Source organism: Sphingomonas sp. S2M10 (assembly GCF_012650175.1).
Lineage (GTDB): Bacteria > Pseudomonadota > Alphaproteobacteria > Sphingomonadales > Sphingomonadaceae > Sphingomonas.
Map to the genome: position 1 here is coordinate 174,840 of NZ_JAAILI010000080.1, position 18,237 is coordinate 193,076.

13 protein-coding genes are annotated in these 18,237 nt (G+C 66.8%); 3 read left to right on the forward strand and 10 right to left on the reverse strand.

All coding sequences use genetic code 11. The annotated features are described in order from the left end of the window. Positions 1-13: 13 nt before the first annotated feature. Positions 14-1,054, reverse strand: coding sequence for a rod shape-determining protein (locus tag S2M10_RS20820; protein ID WP_010546268.1), 1,041 nt, complete (start codon positions 1,052-1,054; stop codon positions 14-16). A gap of 151 nt (positions 1,055-1,205) precedes the next feature. On the opposite strand from S2M10_RS20820, the gene mutL reads away from it, so the two are divergent. Continuing rightward, on the forward strand, positions 1,206-3,041 hold the full coding sequence (gene mutL, locus S2M10_RS20825) for a DNA mismatch repair endonuclease MutL (RefSeq protein ID WP_168847767.1): 1,836 nt from the start codon (positions 1,206-1,208) through the stop codon (positions 3,039-3,041). A 7-nt stretch (positions 3,042-3,048) separates the two neighbouring features. Here mutL and S2M10_RS20830 read toward each other — a convergent pair whose 3' ends face one another. The 6 genes from S2M10_RS20830 to S2M10_RS20855 form a co-directional block, all read right to left on the reverse strand. After that, positions 3,049-3,672 (reverse strand): CAP domain-containing protein, encoded by a 624-nt coding sequence (locus tag S2M10_RS20830; RefSeq protein WP_247650933.1) that lies wholly within the window; start codon positions 3,670-3,672, stop codon positions 3,049-3,051. Between the two features lie 123 nt (positions 3,673-3,795). Continuing rightward, positions 3,796-4,671, reverse strand: a complete 876-nt coding sequence (locus S2M10_RS20835) for an acyl-CoA thioesterase II (protein WP_168847769.1) — start codon at positions 4,669-4,671, stop codon at positions 3,796-3,798. Continuing rightward, entirely contained in the window at positions 4,671-5,795 is a 1,125-nt protein-coding gene (locus S2M10_RS20840) for an acyl-CoA dehydrogenase family protein (protein ID WP_168847770.1), read from the reverse strand. Before S2M10_RS20840 ends, S2M10_RS20835 begins: the two co-directional genes overlap by 1 nt. Positions 5,796-5,935: 140 nt before the next feature. Then, positions 5,936-7,120 carry an acyl-CoA dehydrogenase family protein gene (locus tag S2M10_RS20845; protein ID WP_211091182.1) on the reverse strand — a complete coding sequence of 395 codons (1,185 nt, stop codon included), beginning with the start codon at positions 7,118-7,120 and terminating at the stop codon, positions 5,936-5,938. Positions 7,121-7,288: 168 nt separating this feature from the next. Then, positions 7,289-9,313 (reverse strand): 3-hydroxyacyl-CoA dehydrogenase NAD-binding domain-containing protein, encoded by a 2,025-nt coding sequence (locus tag S2M10_RS20850; protein ID WP_168847772.1) that lies wholly within the window; start codon positions 9,311-9,313, stop codon positions 7,289-7,291. 217 nt (positions 9,314-9,530) lie between these two features. Beyond that, the gene (locus S2M10_RS20855; RefSeq protein WP_168847773.1) at positions 9,531-10,754 is read right to left on the reverse strand and encodes a serine hydrolase domain-containing protein; all 1,224 of its coding nucleotides are present in this window, start codon (positions 10,752-10,754) and stop codon (positions 9,531-9,533) included. A 145-nt stretch (positions 10,755-10,899) separates the two neighbouring features. On the opposite strand from S2M10_RS20855, the gene S2M10_RS20860 reads away from it, so the two are divergent. Next, complete coding sequence (locus S2M10_RS20860) at positions 10,900-12,663, forward strand: class I adenylate-forming enzyme family protein (protein WP_168847809.1); 1,764 nt, start codon at positions 10,900-10,902, stop codon at positions 12,661-12,663. An 83-nt stretch (positions 12,664-12,746) separates the two neighbouring features. Here the strand turns inward: S2M10_RS20860 and S2M10_RS20865 are convergent, their stop codons facing one another. Further along, positions 12,747-13,532, reverse strand: coding sequence for a DeoR/GlpR family DNA-binding transcription regulator (locus S2M10_RS20865; protein WP_168847774.1), 786 nt, complete (start codon positions 13,530-13,532; stop codon positions 12,747-12,749). A 177-nt stretch (positions 13,533-13,709) separates the two neighbouring features. On the opposite strand from S2M10_RS20865, the gene S2M10_RS20870 reads away from it, so the two are divergent. Continuing rightward, positions 13,710-16,424, forward strand: coding sequence for a TonB-dependent receptor (locus S2M10_RS20870; protein WP_168847775.1), 2,715 nt, complete (start codon positions 13,710-13,712; stop codon positions 16,422-16,424). A gap of 60 nt (positions 16,425-16,484) precedes the next feature. Here S2M10_RS20870 and S2M10_RS20875 read toward each other — a convergent pair whose 3' ends face one another. Together S2M10_RS20875 and S2M10_RS20880 are read right to left on the reverse strand one after the other, a co-directional pair. Then, positions 16,485-17,684 carry an FAD-dependent monooxygenase gene (locus S2M10_RS20875; protein ID WP_168847776.1) on the reverse strand — a complete coding sequence of 400 codons (1,200 nt, stop codon included), beginning with the start codon at positions 17,682-17,684 and terminating at the stop codon, positions 16,485-16,487. A 39-nt stretch (positions 17,685-17,723) separates the two neighbouring features. Beyond that, on the reverse strand, positions 17,724-18,185 hold the full coding sequence (locus S2M10_RS20880) for a MarR family transcriptional regulator (protein ID WP_168847777.1): 462 nt from the start codon (positions 18,183-18,185) through the stop codon (positions 17,724-17,726). Positions 18,186-18,237: the final 52 nt, after the last annotated feature.

The window sequence follows — 18,237 nt, forward strand, 5'->3', positions numbered from 1 at the left end:
CGTTGGCCTTTCGTCAGACCTGGAGGAGAACGCCGCGGAACATCGGATCCTCGAGCGCACGGCCGGTGCCCAGCGCCACGCAGGTCAGCGGATCCTCGGCGACGGTGACCGGCAGGCCGGTTTCGTCGCGCAGCACCTCGTCCAGCCCGTGCAGCAGCGCGCCGCCGCCGGTGAGGACGATGCCCTGGTCGACGATGTCGGCGGCGAGCTCGGGCGCGGTGTTTTCCAGCGCGATGCGGACGCCCTCGACGATGGTGTTGACCGGCTCGGACAGCGCCTCGGCGATCTGGCCCTGGTTGATCTGGATTTCCTTGGGCACGCCGTTGACGAGGTCGCGGCCCTTGATGTGGATCGTCTTGCCTATGCCGTCGACCGGCGGCTTGGCGACGCCGACTTCCTGCTTGATCCGCTCGGCGGTGGCTTCGCCGATCAGCAGGTTGTGGTTGCGGCGGACGTACGAGACGATCGCCTCGTCCATCTTGTCCCCGCCGACGCGGACCGAGGTGGAATAGGCCAGGCCGCGCAGGCTGAGCACCGCGACTTCCGTCGTGCCGCCGCCGATATCGACCACCATCGAACCGATCGGCTCGGTGACGGGCATGTCGGCGCCGATCGCGGCGGCCATCGGCTCCTCGATCAGCCATACCTGGCTGGCGCCGGCGTTGGACGCGGCGTCGCGGATCGCCCGGCGCTCGACCGAGGTGGAGCCCGACGGCACGCAGATCACGATCTCCGGCCAGCGCATGAAGCGACGCTGCCCGTGCACCTTGCGGATGAAGTGCTTGATCATCTCTTCGGCGACATCGATGTCGGCGATCACGCCGTCCCGCAGCGGACGAATCGCCTCGATCGAACCCGGCGTCTTGCCCATCATCAGCTTGGCGTCGTCGCCGACCGCCTTGACCTTCTTCACGCCGTTCAGCGTCTCGACCGCCACCACCGACGGCTCGTTGAGCACGATGCCGCGGCCACGGAGATACACGACGGTATTCGCAGTACCCAGATCGATCGCCATGTCGTGGGACATGAATTTGAAAATGCGGGAGAAAGCCATTGATTGATCCGTCCTGCCGGTTGGGCGCCCCCCGTCCGGCTGCTCGCACAAAATGTTTGGCCCGAACCCTTTCCGGGACGGAGTTCTATCCGGCCTGGTGCCATGCGGTTGCGGGTCGCGGGAGGCCGTCGCTTGGGCTACAGCGAATGCCATGTCAATACGCCGCCTGCCCGAACATCTTGTCAATCGTATTGCAGCCGGCGAGGTGGTCGAACGCCCTGCCAGCGCGCTGAAGGAACTGGTTGAAAACGCAATCGACGCAGGCGCGACACGGATCGCCGTGAAGCTGGGCGGCGGCGGCATCGAATTGATCGAGGTGATCGACGACGGCTGCGGCATGGCGCCCGCCGACATGGCGCTTGCGCTGGAGCGCCACGCCACCTCCAAGCTGCCGACGGACGATATCGAGCACGTCGCGACGTTGGGTTTTCGGGGCGAGGCGCTGCCTTCGATTGCGAGCGTCGCGCAGCTCACGCTGGAAAGCCGGGTACGCGGCGCCGAAGGCTGGTCGCTGACCGTCGACAATGGCGCGCGGATCGCCGAGGGACCGGCTGCATTGCCGCCCGGCACGCGGGTGCGGGTGGAGGCGCTGTTCGGCCGGGTGCCGGCGCGGCGCAAGTTCCTGCGCTCGACGCGGGCCGAATATGCCGCCTGTCTCGACGGGATGAAGCGGCTCGCCATGGCGCGGCCGGACATCGCCTTCTCGGTCGAACATGACGGCCGACGCGTGCTGAGCGTGCAGAGCGGCGAGAGCCGGCCCGCGCGGGTGGCGGCGCTGACCGACCGGGCGCTGCAGGAGAACAGCGTCGCGATCGATTTCGAGCGCGAGGGGCTGGTGCTCGGCGGGGTGGCGAGCATCCCGACCTTCAACCGCGGCGTGGCAGACCACCAATATCTGTTCGTCAACGGAAGGCCCGTGAAGGACCGGCTGCTCGTCGGCGCGGTGCGCGGCGCCTATGCCGAGATGCTGGCGCGCGACCGGCATCCGGTGGTGGCGCTGTTCCTCGACGTCCCGCCCGAGGTGGTCGACGTCAACGTCCACCCCGCCAAGACCGAGGTACGCTTCCGCGATCCGGCGCTGGCGCGTGGGCTGATCGTCAGCGGCTTGCGGCGCGCGCTGGACGCGGCGGGGCATCGCAGCGTGCAGCGACCGAGCGAGGCGGCACTGGGGTTGTGGCAGCCGGGTTCGACACCGCTTAGCCCCTCCCCTTCAGGGGAGGGGTTGGGGTGGGGCAGTGTCTCACCGAGACCAACTTCTGGTCTGGAATCCCTCCACCCCAACCCCTCCTCCGAGGAGGAGGGGCTTAGGAGGTATTCCGGCACGGTTCGGGACCTCCAAACCTTCTTCGCCGCCGCCCCGCATGCCCGCGCCGAACCCGCCCGCCACGAAGCTCCGCTCGCCACCGATTTCCCGCTCGGCGTTGCCCGCGGGCAGGTCGCCAAGACCTATATCGTCGCCGAAGCCGAGGACGGCCTCGTCCTTGTCGACCAGCATGCCGCGCACGAGCGGCTGGTGCTGGAGCGGATGCGCCGCGCCATGGCCGGCGGCACCGTGCCCTCCCAGGCGCTGCTCCTCGCCGAAGTGGTCGAGCTCGACGAGCCCGGCTGCGACCGGCTCGAAGCCCGGATCGAGGAATTGCGCGCCTTCGGGCTCGAACTCGAACGCTTCGGCCCGCGCGCGATGCTGGTCCGCGCGGTGCCGGCCGCGCTCGGCACCGGCGACATCCACGGCCTCGTCACCGATCTCGCCGATGAGCTCGCCAGCTTCGACGAGGCGCTGAGCCTCAAGGAACGCCTCGACCATGTCGCCGCGACCATGGCCTGCCATGGCTCGGTCCGCGCCGGGCGCATCCTCTCGGTCGCGGAAATGAACGCGCTGCTCCGCGAGATGGAGGTCACCCCCCATTCTGGCCAGTGCAACCATGGCCGCCCCACCTGGGTGAAGCTGGCGCATGGCGACATCGAGAAGCTGTTCGGCCGGAAGTGACGGCCGATCAGCGCTGCTGCGCGTAGCGGACCCGCACCGGCCGGCCATCCTTGGTCGCGCTGACATCGACCACACAGATATGGTCCATCTTGCTGTGCGGTCCGCAGCCGATGCCGGCAAATTTCAGCTTGCCATCGAACAGCAATCGGCGGTGGCCGCGATCGGGTACGCCATCGTCGACAATCATCTGGCGGACGATCTGCTCGGCATCGTCGAAGCCATAGGCGATCGCCTCGCCGACGAAGACGTCGCCGCCACGCCGCTTCACCCGCGCGCCCGGATCGCTGCCATCGGCGCCCTTATGGCCACGCGCGCCGAGCGCGCCCTGTTCCTGCGAGAAATCCGCCGCAGCCAGGGCGAGCACCTCCGCCTGGGTCAGCGCCGGCAGCGGCTCCTGCCGTTCGAGAAACGCGATCGTCTCGTCGACCACGGCGGTGCCCTCCTTGGTCAGCACGCCGTTGTAATCGCCCGGCATGTAGACGATCTCGCCATCGAAATAGCTGCGATACTCGCGCAGCTTTTCGGCATAGGCGCGGGGGTTCGCGCGAGCGTCGTTGATCTTCGCCAGGACAGTTTCTTCAAGGGTTTGCGCGTGCAGCGTAGGCGTGGCGAGCAGCCACACGAGAGGCATGCACAACGCGAGAGCGCGATGTGACATAGGACAAGATCCCAAACCTCCCGGATGGGCCTTATCTGCACGACTCGTGGATAATCAAGCGTAATAATAACGGCTACGATATGAAAACGTTAGCGCTCAGCCGGTGCGGATCAGCCCCTCCTGCGTCACGCTGGCCACCAGCCGCCCGTCCCGCGCATAGATGCTGCCGCGGTTGAAGCCGCGTGTGTGGCCCGCCCAGGGGCTGTCGGTGGCGTAGAGCAGCCAGTCGTCAAAGCGGAACGGCTCGTGCAGCCATAGCGCATGGTCGAGGCTGGCGGTCTGCACCTCGCCGCTCATCCAGCTGACCCCATGGGGCAGCATGCAGGTGCCGAGCAGCGTCATGTCGCTGGCATAGGCGAGCATCGCGCGGTGGAGCGCCGGCTCGTCGGGCAGGGGAGCGATCACGCGGAACCAGCTATATTGGCGCGGTTCGCGCGGTTCGGGCTGGAACCAGTTGCGCGGGTGGACCGGGCGGATCTCGATCGGGCGGGCGCGCAGGAAGAAGCGCTTGAACTTCTCCGGGATCTGGTCGCGGATTGCCTCGCGCAGCTCCGCCTCCGACCGCAGATCTTCGGGGGGCGGCACGTCGGGCATGGCGTCCTGGTGGTGCAGCCCCTCGGCGGGCAGCTGGAACGAGGCGGCCATGTTGAGGATCGGCTTGCCCTTCTGCATCGCGATGACGCGGCGATTGGCGAAGCTGCGCCCCTCGAAGTCGCGCACCACGCGGTAGAGGATCGGGTAGTTCTCGTCGCCGGGCCGCATGAAATAGGCGTGCAGCGAATGCGCGACCTTGCCGTCCTCCACCGAGCGCTGCGCCGCCTGGAGCGCCTGGGCGATCACCTGGCCCCCGAATACCCGGCCGACCCCGCCCGGCTGGCGCGCGCCGCGATACAGGTCCGTGTCGAGCGTCTCGACGTCGAGCAGCGTGGTGAGGGCGGCAACCAGGTCTTCGGGGGATTTGGGTTCGGTCATCAGTAGCCGGCAGCCTCCGCAAGCGCGTTCGCATGATAGTTGGAATCGCCGAACATCTCGGCGAGCACGCGGGCGCGCTTCATGTAGAAGCCGATATCATATTCGTCGGTCATGCCGATGCCGCCATGCATCTGGATACCCTCCTGCACGGCGAGCGTGGTGGCAAGCCCGGTCATCGCCTTGGCGATGGCGACGGCTTCGTCGGCGGGCTCGCCGGCATCGAGCAGCTGCTGCGCCTTGAGCGTGGCGGCGCGGGCGACCTCCATCTCGCTGTAGAGATGCGCCGCGCGGTGCTGAAGCGCCTGGAAGCTGCCGATCAGCGTGCCGAACTGCTTGCGCTCCTTGAGATAGCCGAGGATCATGTCACTCGCGCCCGCGCCGACACCGAGCAGTTCGGCCGAGGCGCCGGCCCCGGCGGCGCGGAGCAGCCGACCGAGCGGATCGGCGCCCGCGTCGATCTCGCCGACCACCGCATCGGCGGTGACCTCGACGCCGTCGAAGCTGGCATGCGCGGCGAGGCTGGAATCGGCGAGGCGTTCGGGGCGGAGATCGAGACCCGCAACCTTGGGATCGATCGCGAACAGGGTGATGCCGTCGCGGTCGGTATCGCCGCCGGCGGTGCGCGCGGTGACGAGGATCAGGTCGGCGGCATGGGCGTAGTGGGCGAAGCGCTTGGTGCCGGTCAGGCGGAAGCCGTTGCCCGCCCGCTCGGCCTTGAGGCCCACCGTGCGGCCGAACTTGGGCTCCTCGTCATGCGCGATGGCGATCACCGCTTCGCCCGCGGCGATGCCGGGGAACCAGCGCTCGGCATGGCCCGTGCCCTTCAGCGCCTCGACCGCGGCGACGGCGGTGGAGAGGAAGGGGGACGGGGTGAGGTTGCGGCCGATCTCCTCCAGCACCACCCCCGCCTCGACATGGCCGAGGCCGAGACCGCCCGATGCTTCGGGGATCAGGATGCCGGTCAGGCCCATCTCGGCGAACTGCTTCCACAGGTCGCGGCTGAAGCCGGTGGGGTCCTTGGCGTCGCGGAGCGCGCGCAGGTGGCGGACGGGGGCATGTTCGGCGACGAACTCCCGCGCGGTGTCGCGGAGCATCGTCTGTTCGTCGTTGAGGTACAGGGGCATGGCTTTTCCGTCAAAGCGCCCTCTCCCTTTGGGAGAGGGCTGGGGTGAGGGTGGCTGGGGGAGGAGCTAACGATCACCCTCACCCTTCCGCCGCCTGCGGCGGCTCCCTCCCTCTCCCAAGGGGAGAGGGAGTTTTGGGTTCAACCCGGTAGCTCCAGGATCCGCTTGGCGACGATGTTGAGCTGGATCTCGCTGGTCCCGCCCTCGATCGAATTGGCCTTGGTGCGCAGCCAGGCGCGGGGCTTGGCGCCCTTGGCCGAGGCCTCGCTTTCCCATTCGAGCGCGTCCGATCCGCCGGCGGCCATGATCAGCTCGTGGCGCTGCTTGTTCAGCTCGGTGCCGACATATTTCATCATGCTCGGCTGGGCAGGATGCGCGCGGCCGGCCTTGAGTTCGTCGAGGAAGCGCTCGGACATCGCCGAGAAGGCGCGCATCCGCACCTCGAACAGCGCGATCTGGCTGCGCAGGATCGGATCGGCGAGCCGGCCCTGCGCGTCTAGCCCGATCGTAGCGATCGCGCCCTCGATCAGCGGATTGCCGCCGGCCCGGCCCAGCCCCATGCCCGAGATCATCTCGCGCTCATGGCCGAGCAGATATTTGGCGACGTCCCAGCCCTTGTTCTCGTCGTGGACGCGCTGGGACTTGGGTACCTTCACATTGTCGAAAAAGGTCTCGCAGAAGGGCGAATAGCCCGAGATCAGCAGGATCGGCTTGGTCGAGACGCCCGGCGAGGCCATGTCGAACAGCACGAAGCTGATCCCGCCTTGCTTGGCCTCCTTGCTGGTGCGGACCAGGCAGAAGATCCAGTCGGCCTTGTCGGCATAGCTGGTCCACACCTTCTGGCCGTTGACGATGTAGTGGTCGCCGGCATCCTCGGCCCAGGTCTGCAGCCCGGCAAGGTCCGAGCCGGCATTGGGTTCGGAATAGCCCTGGCACCAGCGGATCTCGCCGCGCGCGATCTTGGGGAGATGCTCGCGCTTCTGCTCCTCGGTACCGTATTTGAGCAGCGCAGGGCCAAGCATCGAGATGCCGAAGCTGTTGAGCGGCGTGCGCGCGCCCATCCGCTTCATCTCCTCGCGCAGGATCTTGGTCTCGGCCGGGGAGAGCCCGCCGCCGCCATATTGGGTCGGCCAATCGGGCACCGTCCAGCCGCGTTCGGCCATGCGGTCCATCCACAGCTTCTGGTCGGGATGCGCCCAGTCGGGATTGCGCCCGCCCCAGACGATGTCCTTCTCGGACCGGATCGGTTCGCGCATCGCGGGCGGGCAGTTCGCCTCCAGCCAGGCGCGGGTGTCTGTACGGAACTGCTCAAGCTGCTCGGTCATCATCCTCTCCCATCCAAACCCCTCTCCCGTTGGGAGAGGGAGGGGCCCGCCGCCGTAAGGCGGTGGGAAGGTGAGGGTGGCCCTGTTAGCCGATTATCCCGCTCACCCTCACCCTTCCGGCGCTTCGCGCCTCCCTCCCTCTCCCGATGGGAGAGGGAGAACAGAGCATCACCGGTTGAACTTCTCGCCCTTCTCCGCCTTTTCGCGGAGCAGCGGGGCGACTTCGAAGCCGTACTTTTCCAGGCCCTCGACGATCTTCTTCAGACCCTCGCTGTCGGCCCAGAACATCGGCCCGCCCCGGTACGGGGGCCAGCCATAGCCATAGACCCACACCACATCGATATCGCTCGCCCGCTGGGCCATGCCCTCGGCGAGGATCAGCGCCCCCTCGTTGACCATGGTGTAGAGCGTACGGACGACGATCTCCTCCTCGGTGATCTCGTGGCTGGGCACGTTCAGCTTGCCGCGCCATTCCTCGATCAGCTCGGCGACGCGGGGGCTGTTCGAGGGCTGACGCTTCTCGTCATAATCGTAGAAGCCAGCGCCCTTCTTCTGGCCCCACCGGCCTTCGGCGGCGAGCGCGTCGCGGATATTCTCGATGCGGTTGGGATCGCGGTGCCAGCCGATGTCGACACCGGCGAGATCGGCCATCTGGAACGGCCCCATCGGCATGCCGAAGGCGACATGGACCTTGTCGATCTGTTCGGGCGTGGCGCCTTCGAGCAGCATCTTGGTGGCTTCCACCTGGCGCGGCATCAGCATGCGGTTGCCGATGAAGCCGTAGCAGACGCCCGCAATGACGGCGACCTTCTTGATCTTCTTGGACAGCGCCATCGCGGTCGCCAGCACATCGTCGGCGGTCTTGGCGCCGCGGACGATCTCGAGCAGCTTCATGACGTTGGCGGGCGAGAAGAAGTGCAGCCCCACCACGTCCTGCGGGCGGCTGGTGGCGGCGGCGATCTCGTCGATGTTGAGATAGCTGGTGTTGGAGGCGAGGATCGCGCCCGGCTTGGCGATGGTGTCCAGCCGCCCGAACACGTCCTTCTTCACGTCCATGCTCTCATAGACGGCCTCGATGATTAGGTCGCACTCGGCGAGATCGTCGAAGTTGAGCGTGGGCTTGAGCAGCCCCATCGCCTTCTCGACCTGCTCGGCGGTCATGCGGCCCTTGGCGGCGCTCGCCTCGTAATTCTTGCGCATCACGCCGGTGCCGCGATCGAGCGCGTCCTGCGCCATCTCGACGATGGTGACCGGCACGCCCGCCGAGAGGAAGTTCATGCTGATCCCGCCACCCATCGTGCCGGCGCCGATCACGCCCACGCGGCGAATGTCGCGCAGCTGGATGTCGTCGGCGATGCCGTCGATCTTGGCGGCCTTGCGCTCGGCGAAGAAGATGTGGCGGAGCGCCGCCGACTGCTGGCCCATGATGAGCTTCATGAAGCCCATCCGCTCGGCCTGAACGCCCTCGGCATAGGGCTTGCCGGCGGTCTGCTCGATGATGTCGATGATCGTGTTCGGCGCGTCGAGCCCGCGGAAGCGCTTGGCGTTGGTGGCGCGGAACTTGGCGAAGGTCTCCGCATCGACGGTGACCGGGCGCTCGCTGGAGCGCGAGACCGGCTGGCCGATCACTTCGTTCGCGAAGGCGACGGCGTCGGCGAGCAGGCTGTCTTCACCGGCGAGGCGATCGACGAGGCCTGCGTCCTTGGCATGGGTCGCGGAGATCGGATCGCCCTTGGTCGCCATTTCCAGCGCCACCTCGACGCCCGCGACGCGCGGCATGCGCTGGGTGCCGCCGGCACCGGGGAGGATGCCCAGCTTCACTTCGGGCAGGCCGAATTTCGCCGAGGGCACGGCGATGCGATAGTGCGACGCCAGCGCCACCTCGCAGCCGCCGCCGAGTGCGGTGCCGTGGACCGCGGCGATCACCGGCTTGTCGAGCGCCTCGATCTGGTCGACCAGCACCGGCAGCGACGGCTCGGCCATCGCCTTGCCGAATTCGGTGATGTCGGCACCCGCAAAGAAGGTCTTGCCGGCGCAGATGATGACGACCGCCTGGATGCTGTCGTCACCCTTGGCTTCCTCGATGCCGGCCTGCAGCCCCTGCCGCACCGCCGCGCCGAGCGCGTTCACCGGCGGATTGTCGGAGGTCAGGATCAGGACATCGCCCTGACGGCTGGTGGTAATCACGGACATGCGTTCGAACTCCTTGGTTCGGATTGCCGGCCTTGGGCCGGGAGGGGAATGAAGGGCAGGGGGTGCGGTGCAGGAAGGACGTCGCCAACAGCCGTCATCCCCGCGAAGGCGGGGATCCATTGGCGCTGATGCGTCGGTTCTTTCCCCCAGCGCACAGGCGAATGGATCCCCGCCTGCGCGGGGATGACGATGGGAAGGGAGGAGCGCGCTTCCACCATCACCGCGTCAGCGCCGAATAGATCAGCGTCTTCAGCTCGCGCCGGATCGGGTAGAGCATCGACGGGGAGAATTGCGTCATGAACACCATCGAGATCCGCTCGACGGGATCGACGAAGAAGGCGGTGGAGAACATGCCGCCCCAGTAAAATTCGCCCGGCGAGCCCGGGATCATCGTCCTGGCGACATCGAGGTTGATCGCGAAGCCCAGGCCGAAGCCGACGCCGGCATTGGTCGTCTCGTTGAACAGCCCGCGCGACAGGCTGGCAAGGTCGCGCCCGCCGGGCAAATGGTTGATCGTCATCAGCTGCACGGTCTTGGGCGAGACCAGCCGCACCCCGTCCAGCGCGCCGTGGTTGAGCATCAGCGTGTTGAAGCGGTGATAGTCGAGCGCGGTCGAGACCAGCCCGCCCCCGCCCGAGAGCAGCCGGGGCAAGCGCGACCAGGCCGAGGCCGCGCCGCGATCGTAGAGCACCCGGCCTTCGCCTTCCGTCATCGTCCAGCAATCGGCGAGGCGATGCACCTTGTCGGCCGGCACCTGGAAGAAGGTGTCGTGCATGCCCAGCGGCGCGAAGATCCGTTCTGCGAAGAAGCGGTCGAGGCTCAGCCCCGAAAGCCGCTCGACCACCGCGCCCAGCACGTCGGTGGCGACCGAATAGGTCCAGGCCTCTCCCGGCGAGAACTCCAGTGGCAGCGTGCCCAGCGTCGCGACGAACTGGTCGAGCGTCAGGTTGCCGTGCCAGTTCTCGATCCGCCCGGCGCGATAGGCGGCGTCGACCGGGGTGCGCTCCTGGAAGCCATAGGTGAGGCCGGCGGTGTGCCGCAGCAGGTCGACCATCCGCATCGGCTGTGCGGTGGGGGTGGTGACGAAGGGCTCCCCATCGCCCCCGCCGACATGGACGCCGACGCCCTTCAGCTCGGGCAGTACATGGTGGACCGGCGTGTCGAGCGCGACCAGCCCTTCCTCCAGCAGCATCATGAAGGCGAGGCTGGTGATCGGCTTGGTCATCGAGGCGATGCGGAACAGCGTCGAGTCGTCGACCGCCGCACCGCCCTCGCGCGCAGCACCCTGGTGCGAGAAATGGACGATCCGTCCGTCGCGGGCGATCAGCAGCTGCGCATGTGGCAGCTTGCCGGAATCAAGATAACGCGCCTTCACGAATGCATCGATCCGCGCCAGCCGGGCGGCATCGAATCCATGGGCGATCGGGTCGTCGACTTCCATCGCTTGCGGCATACCTCTCGTTCGAAACGCGTGCAATGCACCTTCTGGCGGATGCCTGCTTTCTATTGCCTTGAGCGCGCGGCAAATCAACACTAACGTGGCAAAACGGTTGGCCAACGAGCCAAACCCGAAGTTCAGAAAGTCGATGGAGAGCGCTGCCTTGACCCTTGAACCGATCGTGCCCTTGCCCCCCGACTGGCCCAAAGCCCCGCTGGCGGCCGTGGATGCGATGCTCACCGCGCCCGGCGCCAAGTTCGAAATGGACACGGTGGAGATTCGCGGCGTCCCCACCCGTGTGTGGAAGAACGCGCCGCCCACCGCAGCGATCCTCGCCCGGCTGGCCCGGCTGTGGGGGGATCGGCCGTTCACCATCTACCAGGACGAGCGGGTCAGCTACGAGGCCAATTATCGCGCGACTTGCCATCTGGCCTCCTGGATGCAGTCCAAGGGCGTGGGGAAGGGCGATCGGGTGGCGCTGGCGATGCGCAACCTGCCCGAATGGCCGACGATCTTCTTCGCCGCGGTCAGCATCGGCGCGATCCTGGTGCCGCTCAACGCCTGGTGGACCGGCGCCGAGCTCGAATATGGCATGAAGGACTCGGGCGCCAAGCTGCTGTTCGTCGATGGCGAGCGGCACGAGCGGCTGAAGGATTGCTATGCGGCGCTCCCCGATCTCGAGCAGGTGGTGGTCAGCCGGGCCCGCGCCCCGCTGGAGGGGGACGCGGTTGCGCTCGAATCGATCCTCGGCCCGTGCAACCGCTGGGCCGAACTGGCCGACATCGCCTTCCCGGAGGTGGCGATCGCGCCCGACGATGATGTCACGCTTTTCTACACCAGCGGCACCACCGGCAATCCCAAGGGCGCGGTGGGCACGCACCGCAACCTGATGACCAACATCCTCACCGCCGGCTATTCGGTCGCGCGGTCGATGCTGCGCCGGGGCGAGGTGCCGCCCGCGGTGCCTGCCTACAAGGTGGGTCTGCTGGTGATCCCGCTGTTCCATGTGACGGCGTGCAGCGCCGGGCTGATGGCGCTGATCGCGGCGGGTGGCACGGTGGTGTTCATGCGCCGCTGGGAGCCGATCGAGGCGATGGAGATCATCCAGCGCGAGAAGGTCAACCAGACCGGCGGCGTGCCGACGATCGCCTGGCAGCTGCTCGAACATCCCGAGCGCCACAAGTACGACCTCTCCAGCCTGGAGAGCATCTCTTACGGCGGCGCACCCTCGGCGCCCGAGCTGGTCAAGCGCATCCATGCCGAATTCGGCGCGCTGCCCGGCAATGGCTGGGGCATGACCGAGACGATGGCGACCGTAACCCACCATCTCGGCGAGGAATATCTCGCCCGGCCGACCAGCGCGGGCCCGCCCGTGCCGGTCGCCGAGCTCAAGATCATGGACATGGACGGCACGCGCGAACTGCCGGTCGGCGAGGTTGGCGAGCTCTGGGCCAAGGGGCCGATGATCGTGAAGGGCTATTGGAACAAGCCCGACGCCACGGCGGAGACCTTCCGCGACGGCTGGGTGCGCACCGGCGACCTCGCCCGGCTGGACGAGGAGGGGTTCCTCTACATCGTCGACCGCGCCAAGGACATCATCATCCGCGGCGGCGAGAATATCTACTCGTCGGAAGTGGAGGACGTGCTCTACGCGCATCCGGCGGTGACCGACGCGGCGCTGATCGGGATCCCGCACCGGACGCTGGGCGAAGAGCCGGTGGCGGTGGTGCATCTCGCCCCGGGGGCAATGGCGACGGAGGCGGAGCTACAGGAATTCGTCCGCGCCCGCATCGCCGCGTTCAAGGTGCCGGTGGCGATCCGCTTCTCCGCCGAGACGCTGCCCCGGAACGCCAACGGCAAGATCCTGAAGAAGGACCTCAAGGCGCTGTTCCTCGCCGACAAGGCGGCGTAGAGCGCCGCGCCTTCTCCCGCTTCTTCTCTTCCTTCCGCCCGCGGGAGGGAGCAGGGGCGGCGGGAGGAGGCGCGCCTTGTGCCTCAAGCCAAATGTATCGCGGTTCCCGTTGCCGCCGCGGCCGCCGCAATCTCCTCTGGCGGCGCCTGGTCGGTCACCAGATCATGCACATCGGCGAAATCGGCGACATGGACGAAGCCCGACTTGTCGAACTTGGTCGAATCGCACAGCACCGCAACCCGTCGCGCTCGCGGGAGCAGACTGCGCTTGAACGCCGCTTCACCGGCGTCGAAATCGAGGAAGCCGCGGATCGGATCGACCGCGCCCATCGATAGCACCGTGAGATCGGGTGCGAACTGCCGGCAATAGTCGATTGCCTCGCTGCCGAACGCCGCGTGATAATCGGGATCGACCGCGCCGCCTGCGACATGGAGGCGCTGGCCCGCATGGCCCAGTACCTGTGCCGCGATCTCCATGCTGTTGGTGATCACCGTCAGGTCTCGCACATGCCCGAGCGCGCGGGCGAGCCAGAGCGTGGTCGTTCCCGAATCCAGCAGCAGCGTCATACCCGGCCGCACCAGCGCCGCCGCACGCTCGGCGATGCGTTGCTTGGCATCGGCCTGGTCGCGCAGCCGCTGCCGGTAGGGCGGCTCCAAGACACCGCCGGGCAGACACACGCCGCCATGGATCTTCTGCACGCGCCCGGCCTGTTCCAGCTGTCGGACGTCGCGGCGGATCGTTTCCTCGGACACGTCGAACCGCTCGGCCAGTTCGCCGATCGACCATTGGCCACGCTGCTCGAGCAGTTCGAGCAATGTGGTGAGGCGGGCGCCCTGCGTTGCACGGGGCGAGGCTGCTCGGGCGGGCATGTCCAGGCTTTCCATGCCGCCTGTGTAACAGGGACAGGGACGGACGAGAACCCACAGGAGAACGTTCAAAACCACATAAAACAACATATAATGTCACATGCGCGTCATCATGTGCACCTAGGCGCCGCCCCGGGGCAGCCGGCGCAGGCACGCCCCCACATCAAGGGAGGGCAAAAAATGGCTTTTATCTACCGCGCGGCGCTCGCCGCGCTGGCCGTTGGCGCGAGCAGCATTTCCATGGCTGCCGCCGCGCAGGATGCGGTCACGCAGGGGCAGGACGACGGCGAGATCGTTGTGAACGGTTACATCGCCTCGCTGGCCAAGGCGCGCGAGCTGAAGCGCAACGCGAACATCATCAAGGACGTGATCGTCGCCGAGGACATGGCGAAGTTCCCCGAACTCAACCTCGCCGAATCGATCCAGCGCCTGCCGGGCGTCGCGATCAACCGCGAGGCCGGCGAGGGCCGCCGCATCACCCTGCGCGGCCTTTCGCCCGACTACACCCGCGTCCAGCTGAACGGCATGGAAGTGCTGGGCAATGTCGATTCGGCGATGGACAGCCGCGGCCAGCGCTCGCGCGACCGCGCCTTCGACTTCAACATCTTCGCCTCCGAGCTGTTCTCGCGCGTCGAGGTGGAGAAGAGCTACCAGGCCGCGCAGTCCGAAGGCGGCATGGCGGGCACCGTCGGCCTGTTCACCGCCAAGCCGCTCGATCAGAAGCAGGGCATGTCGGGGGCCATCGCCGCCAAGCTCGGCACCAACAGCTATACCAAGGATGCCCAGCCACGGCTCGCCGCGATGCTGAGCCAGAACTGGGGCGATCGCTTCGGCATCCTCGTCTCGGTCGCCTATTCGAAGCGCAAGACCGAGGAACAGGGCTACAATACCTATTCGCCGAGCCAGCTGAGCGCGAGCCAGATCGCCAGCTATCTGGGCAAGGGCCTCGACATCTCGGCGCTCTCCGCCGAGCAGCAGGCCAAGTTCAAGTCGGGCGACCTGGTGTTCGCCTCGGGCAACCGCCTCTCGGTGTGGGACGCGAGGCAGGAGCGCCTCGGCCTGACCCTCGCCACCCAGTGGCGCCCGGCCGACAATCTGCTGTTCACCCTCGACGGGCTGCACGGCGAGTTCACCACCCATCGCGACGAATATCACCTGGCGACGCGGCCGGACAACACCTCGGGCTCGGTGATCTTCGACACGACCTCGAAGATCAAGTCGATCCATTGGGACAGCACCAACTTCGTCGATGCGATCAGCGTCGACAACGCGACCTATGCCAGCGAGCATCGCCGCTCGCTGAACAAGAACAAGTTCAACCAGATCGCGCTCACCTACAAATGGGATGCGACCGACCGGCTCAATTTCGACGGCCATATCGGCTATGAGGACTCGTCCTACACCACGCCGATCGACGACAAGCTCTACCTCCGCGCGCGCGGCGGCATGACCACCACCTATTCGGCCGACGGCACCAGCGCGACCAACAGCTACGACTGGAACACGCTCGATCCGTCGAAATACGAGTTCAAGGAATTCTACTTCCGCGAATTCTGGAACAAGACCAACCTGCGCGAAGGCGTGCTCAACGGCGCCTATACGCTCAGCAACGTGTTCACGCTGCGCGGCGGCGCCAGCTATCGCCGGTTCAGCAATTCGGGCTCGGAAATCTACAATGACGGACAGTTCCAGAAGTTCGGCGGCGATCCGGCGGCGAGCATCGTCGACGCGTTCACCCAGAACAAGTCGGCGGACTGGCTGACCGGCAATTACGACCGTGCCTTCGCCAAATACAACGCCCAGCACAGCGTTGCCGGCGCCTGGGACATCGAGAACACCTTCGCGGTCACCGAGGAAACCACCTCGACCTATGGCCAGGTCGAATGGAACGCGCCCCTAGGCGGGATGCGGCTGCGCGGCAACCTCAGCCTCCGCGCCTTCTTCACCGACACCACCAGCACCGGCAACATCACCCAGAGCGATACGCCGATCGGCGTCGTCACCACCAGCGCGCACTATTCGGACGTCCTGCCCGCGCTCAACGCCGCGCTGGAGATCACGCCCAATTTCCTGGTCCGCGTCGCCGCGGCGCGCAACATCAATCGCCCGTCGCTGGGCTCGATGAGCGCTTCGGGCACCGCCTCGGCCGACGGCAGCGATCCGGCGAGCCGCAAGATCACCGCGAGCATCGGCAACCCCGATCTCAAGCCGTACAAGGACGACGCGATCGACATTTCGGCGGAATGGTATTTTGGCCAGGTCGGGCTGATCTCGCTCGGTGTCTACCACAAGGATATCGACAACCTGATCATCACCGACACGCAGTATAACGTGCCCTACAGCGCCACGGGTCTGCCGCTTTCGCTGCTGCCCAACCTGACGCCGAACACGCTGGTCTCGGAATATTCGAAGCCGATCAACGGCGGCAAGGCATATATCACCGGCTTCGAGGCCGCCGCCCAGGCGAACTTCACGTTCCTGCCGGCGCCCTTCGACAAGCTCGGCATGTCGACCAACGTCACGCTGATCGACTCGAACATCCGCGACAAGAACGGGGTCAACAACCCGATCAACGGCCTGTCCAAGTCGAGCGCCAACGCGACGCTCTACTATGAGACCAAGCGCTGGGGCATCCGCGGCTCGATGAACTATCGCTCGTCCTATCTGCGCTCGGGCTATGACGGCAAGAAGCCGGAGAGCAAGGACGGCTTCGACGGCACCGTCTATGTCGACGCGGCGGCCTTCTACAACCTCACCGACCGCATCCGTCTGACGCTCGACGCGATCAACCTGACCAACGAGACCGAAGTGCAGTTCAACAGCATCTACCACCGTCTCCACAACGAGACGCGCAGCGGCACCAGCGTGTTCGGCGGCGTCAGCATCAAGTTCTGAGCTTCCTCTCTTCGAGGATGCGACTGGCCGGCCCGGGGGGAGCCCCCCGGGCGGCTTATTTCATCCCCGGTCCGCTGGCGCGGCATAGTCGGGAAGCGCGATCGCCTCAGAGTCGCGAACAAACAGCCGGGCGAAGGTCTTGCGCATGAGCGGGGTGCTCGCCAGCCGCATCGCGCCGCGCAGCACCGCAAGCCCCGCCTTGCTGTGCGGCCAGAGCAGCCGCGGCACGAACTTGGGAAAATTCTGGCCCTCGTTCACATAGGGCCGCAGGATCTGTTCATAGGTGTTGAAGGCCACGCGGTGGTCGCTGCCGCGCATCAGCTCGCCTGCGAGGACATAGCCGCCGACGATCGCCAGCGAGGTGCCGATGCCCGACATCGGCGTCGCGCACCAGGCGGCGTCGCCGGTGAGCACCACGCGCCCATTCGACCAGCGCGGCATCTTCACCTGCCGCAGCACGTCGAAATAGAAATCTTCGGTGGCATCCATGCCTGCCAGCAGCCGTGTGAACTGCCAGCCTTCACCGTCGAACAGGGCGTGCAGCCAGGCCTTCTGGCGTGCGATGTCCCATTGCCCCTCGTCCTCCGGTTTCTTCTGCTGCCCCAGATAGACGTGCAGCCTGTCGTCCGGCCCCGGCTTGAGCGTCGCGCCGCGGCCGCGCGTGATGTTGTGCACCCGCGCGAAAGGGCCGTCCCCGGCGGTCTTGGGGATGGAGAAATAGGCGATGGTGATGTCCAGCCAGCGGGATCGCGCCTCGCCCGGAAAGACGCGTTCACGGGTCGGCGAGCCGACCCCCTCGGCCACGATGACAAGGTCGTAGCGCGATGTGCGCCCGCTTTCGAACCGCACGTCGACGCCCGCGGCATCCTGCTCGATCGCGGCGATGCTATCGCCGAAGCGAAAGGCAGCGCGTTCGGCGGCGGGCTCGTAGATCAGCCGGGCGATGTCGCCGCGCAGGATCTCCAGCTCGGCGGTCGGCCCGTCGCCGATGTCGTCCACGGCGAACCGCGCGATGGGGCGGTCCTCCGCATCGACCCAGTCGGTGCCGCGCTCGCCGGTGGTACGGGCCTGCGCCGCGGCCTCCAGTCCCATCCGGCGAAGCACTTCGCGGGCGGCGCCGCGAACATCGACATTTTGTCCACCGTCGCGAAAGGCAGGTGCCTTTTCGACCACCTCGACGTCGAAGCCATGACGGCCCAGCCACCAGGCGGCGGTGGCACCGGCGACGCTGGCGCCGGTGACGAGGATGCGGTGGGGCATTGCGATGTCTCCTTTGTCGGAGAAACATCACTAGTGATATTATGTTCCCTGGGAAGCTTCCAGATGGATGATGAACCGCTGGAGCAGGGAGACCAGCAATTCTGCTTCCTCCGCGGAAAATCCTTCGACGCCCGCGACGTTGGCGGCCAGCAGCGCGTCCCGGCCCGCGTCGGCGATCGCGTCGCCTTGCGGGGTGAGGGCGATCATCGCCGATCGCTTGTCGCCCGGCACGGGACTGCGGGCGATCAGTTCCATGGCTTCCAGCTTGTCGAGCAACGCGACCATTGCGGGCTGCTTGACCGCGGCGTGGCGAACCAGATCGCGCTGCGGCATCGCTCCTTTCCAACGCAGCAGCAGGATCGGCCCGAGCAGGCCCAGCGACATGCCCAGCGGCTTGAGCCGGCTGTCGACGATGCGGTTGAACACGCGGGCGGCGTGATTGGCGAGATAGCCTGGCGCGACCGCCGCATCGGGGTGGATATCGTCACTGCTGCCGGACATGGGGGGGGCCTTGCCGCATTTCATCGGCGCAGGCGAGGTGCTTTCGAAGGGG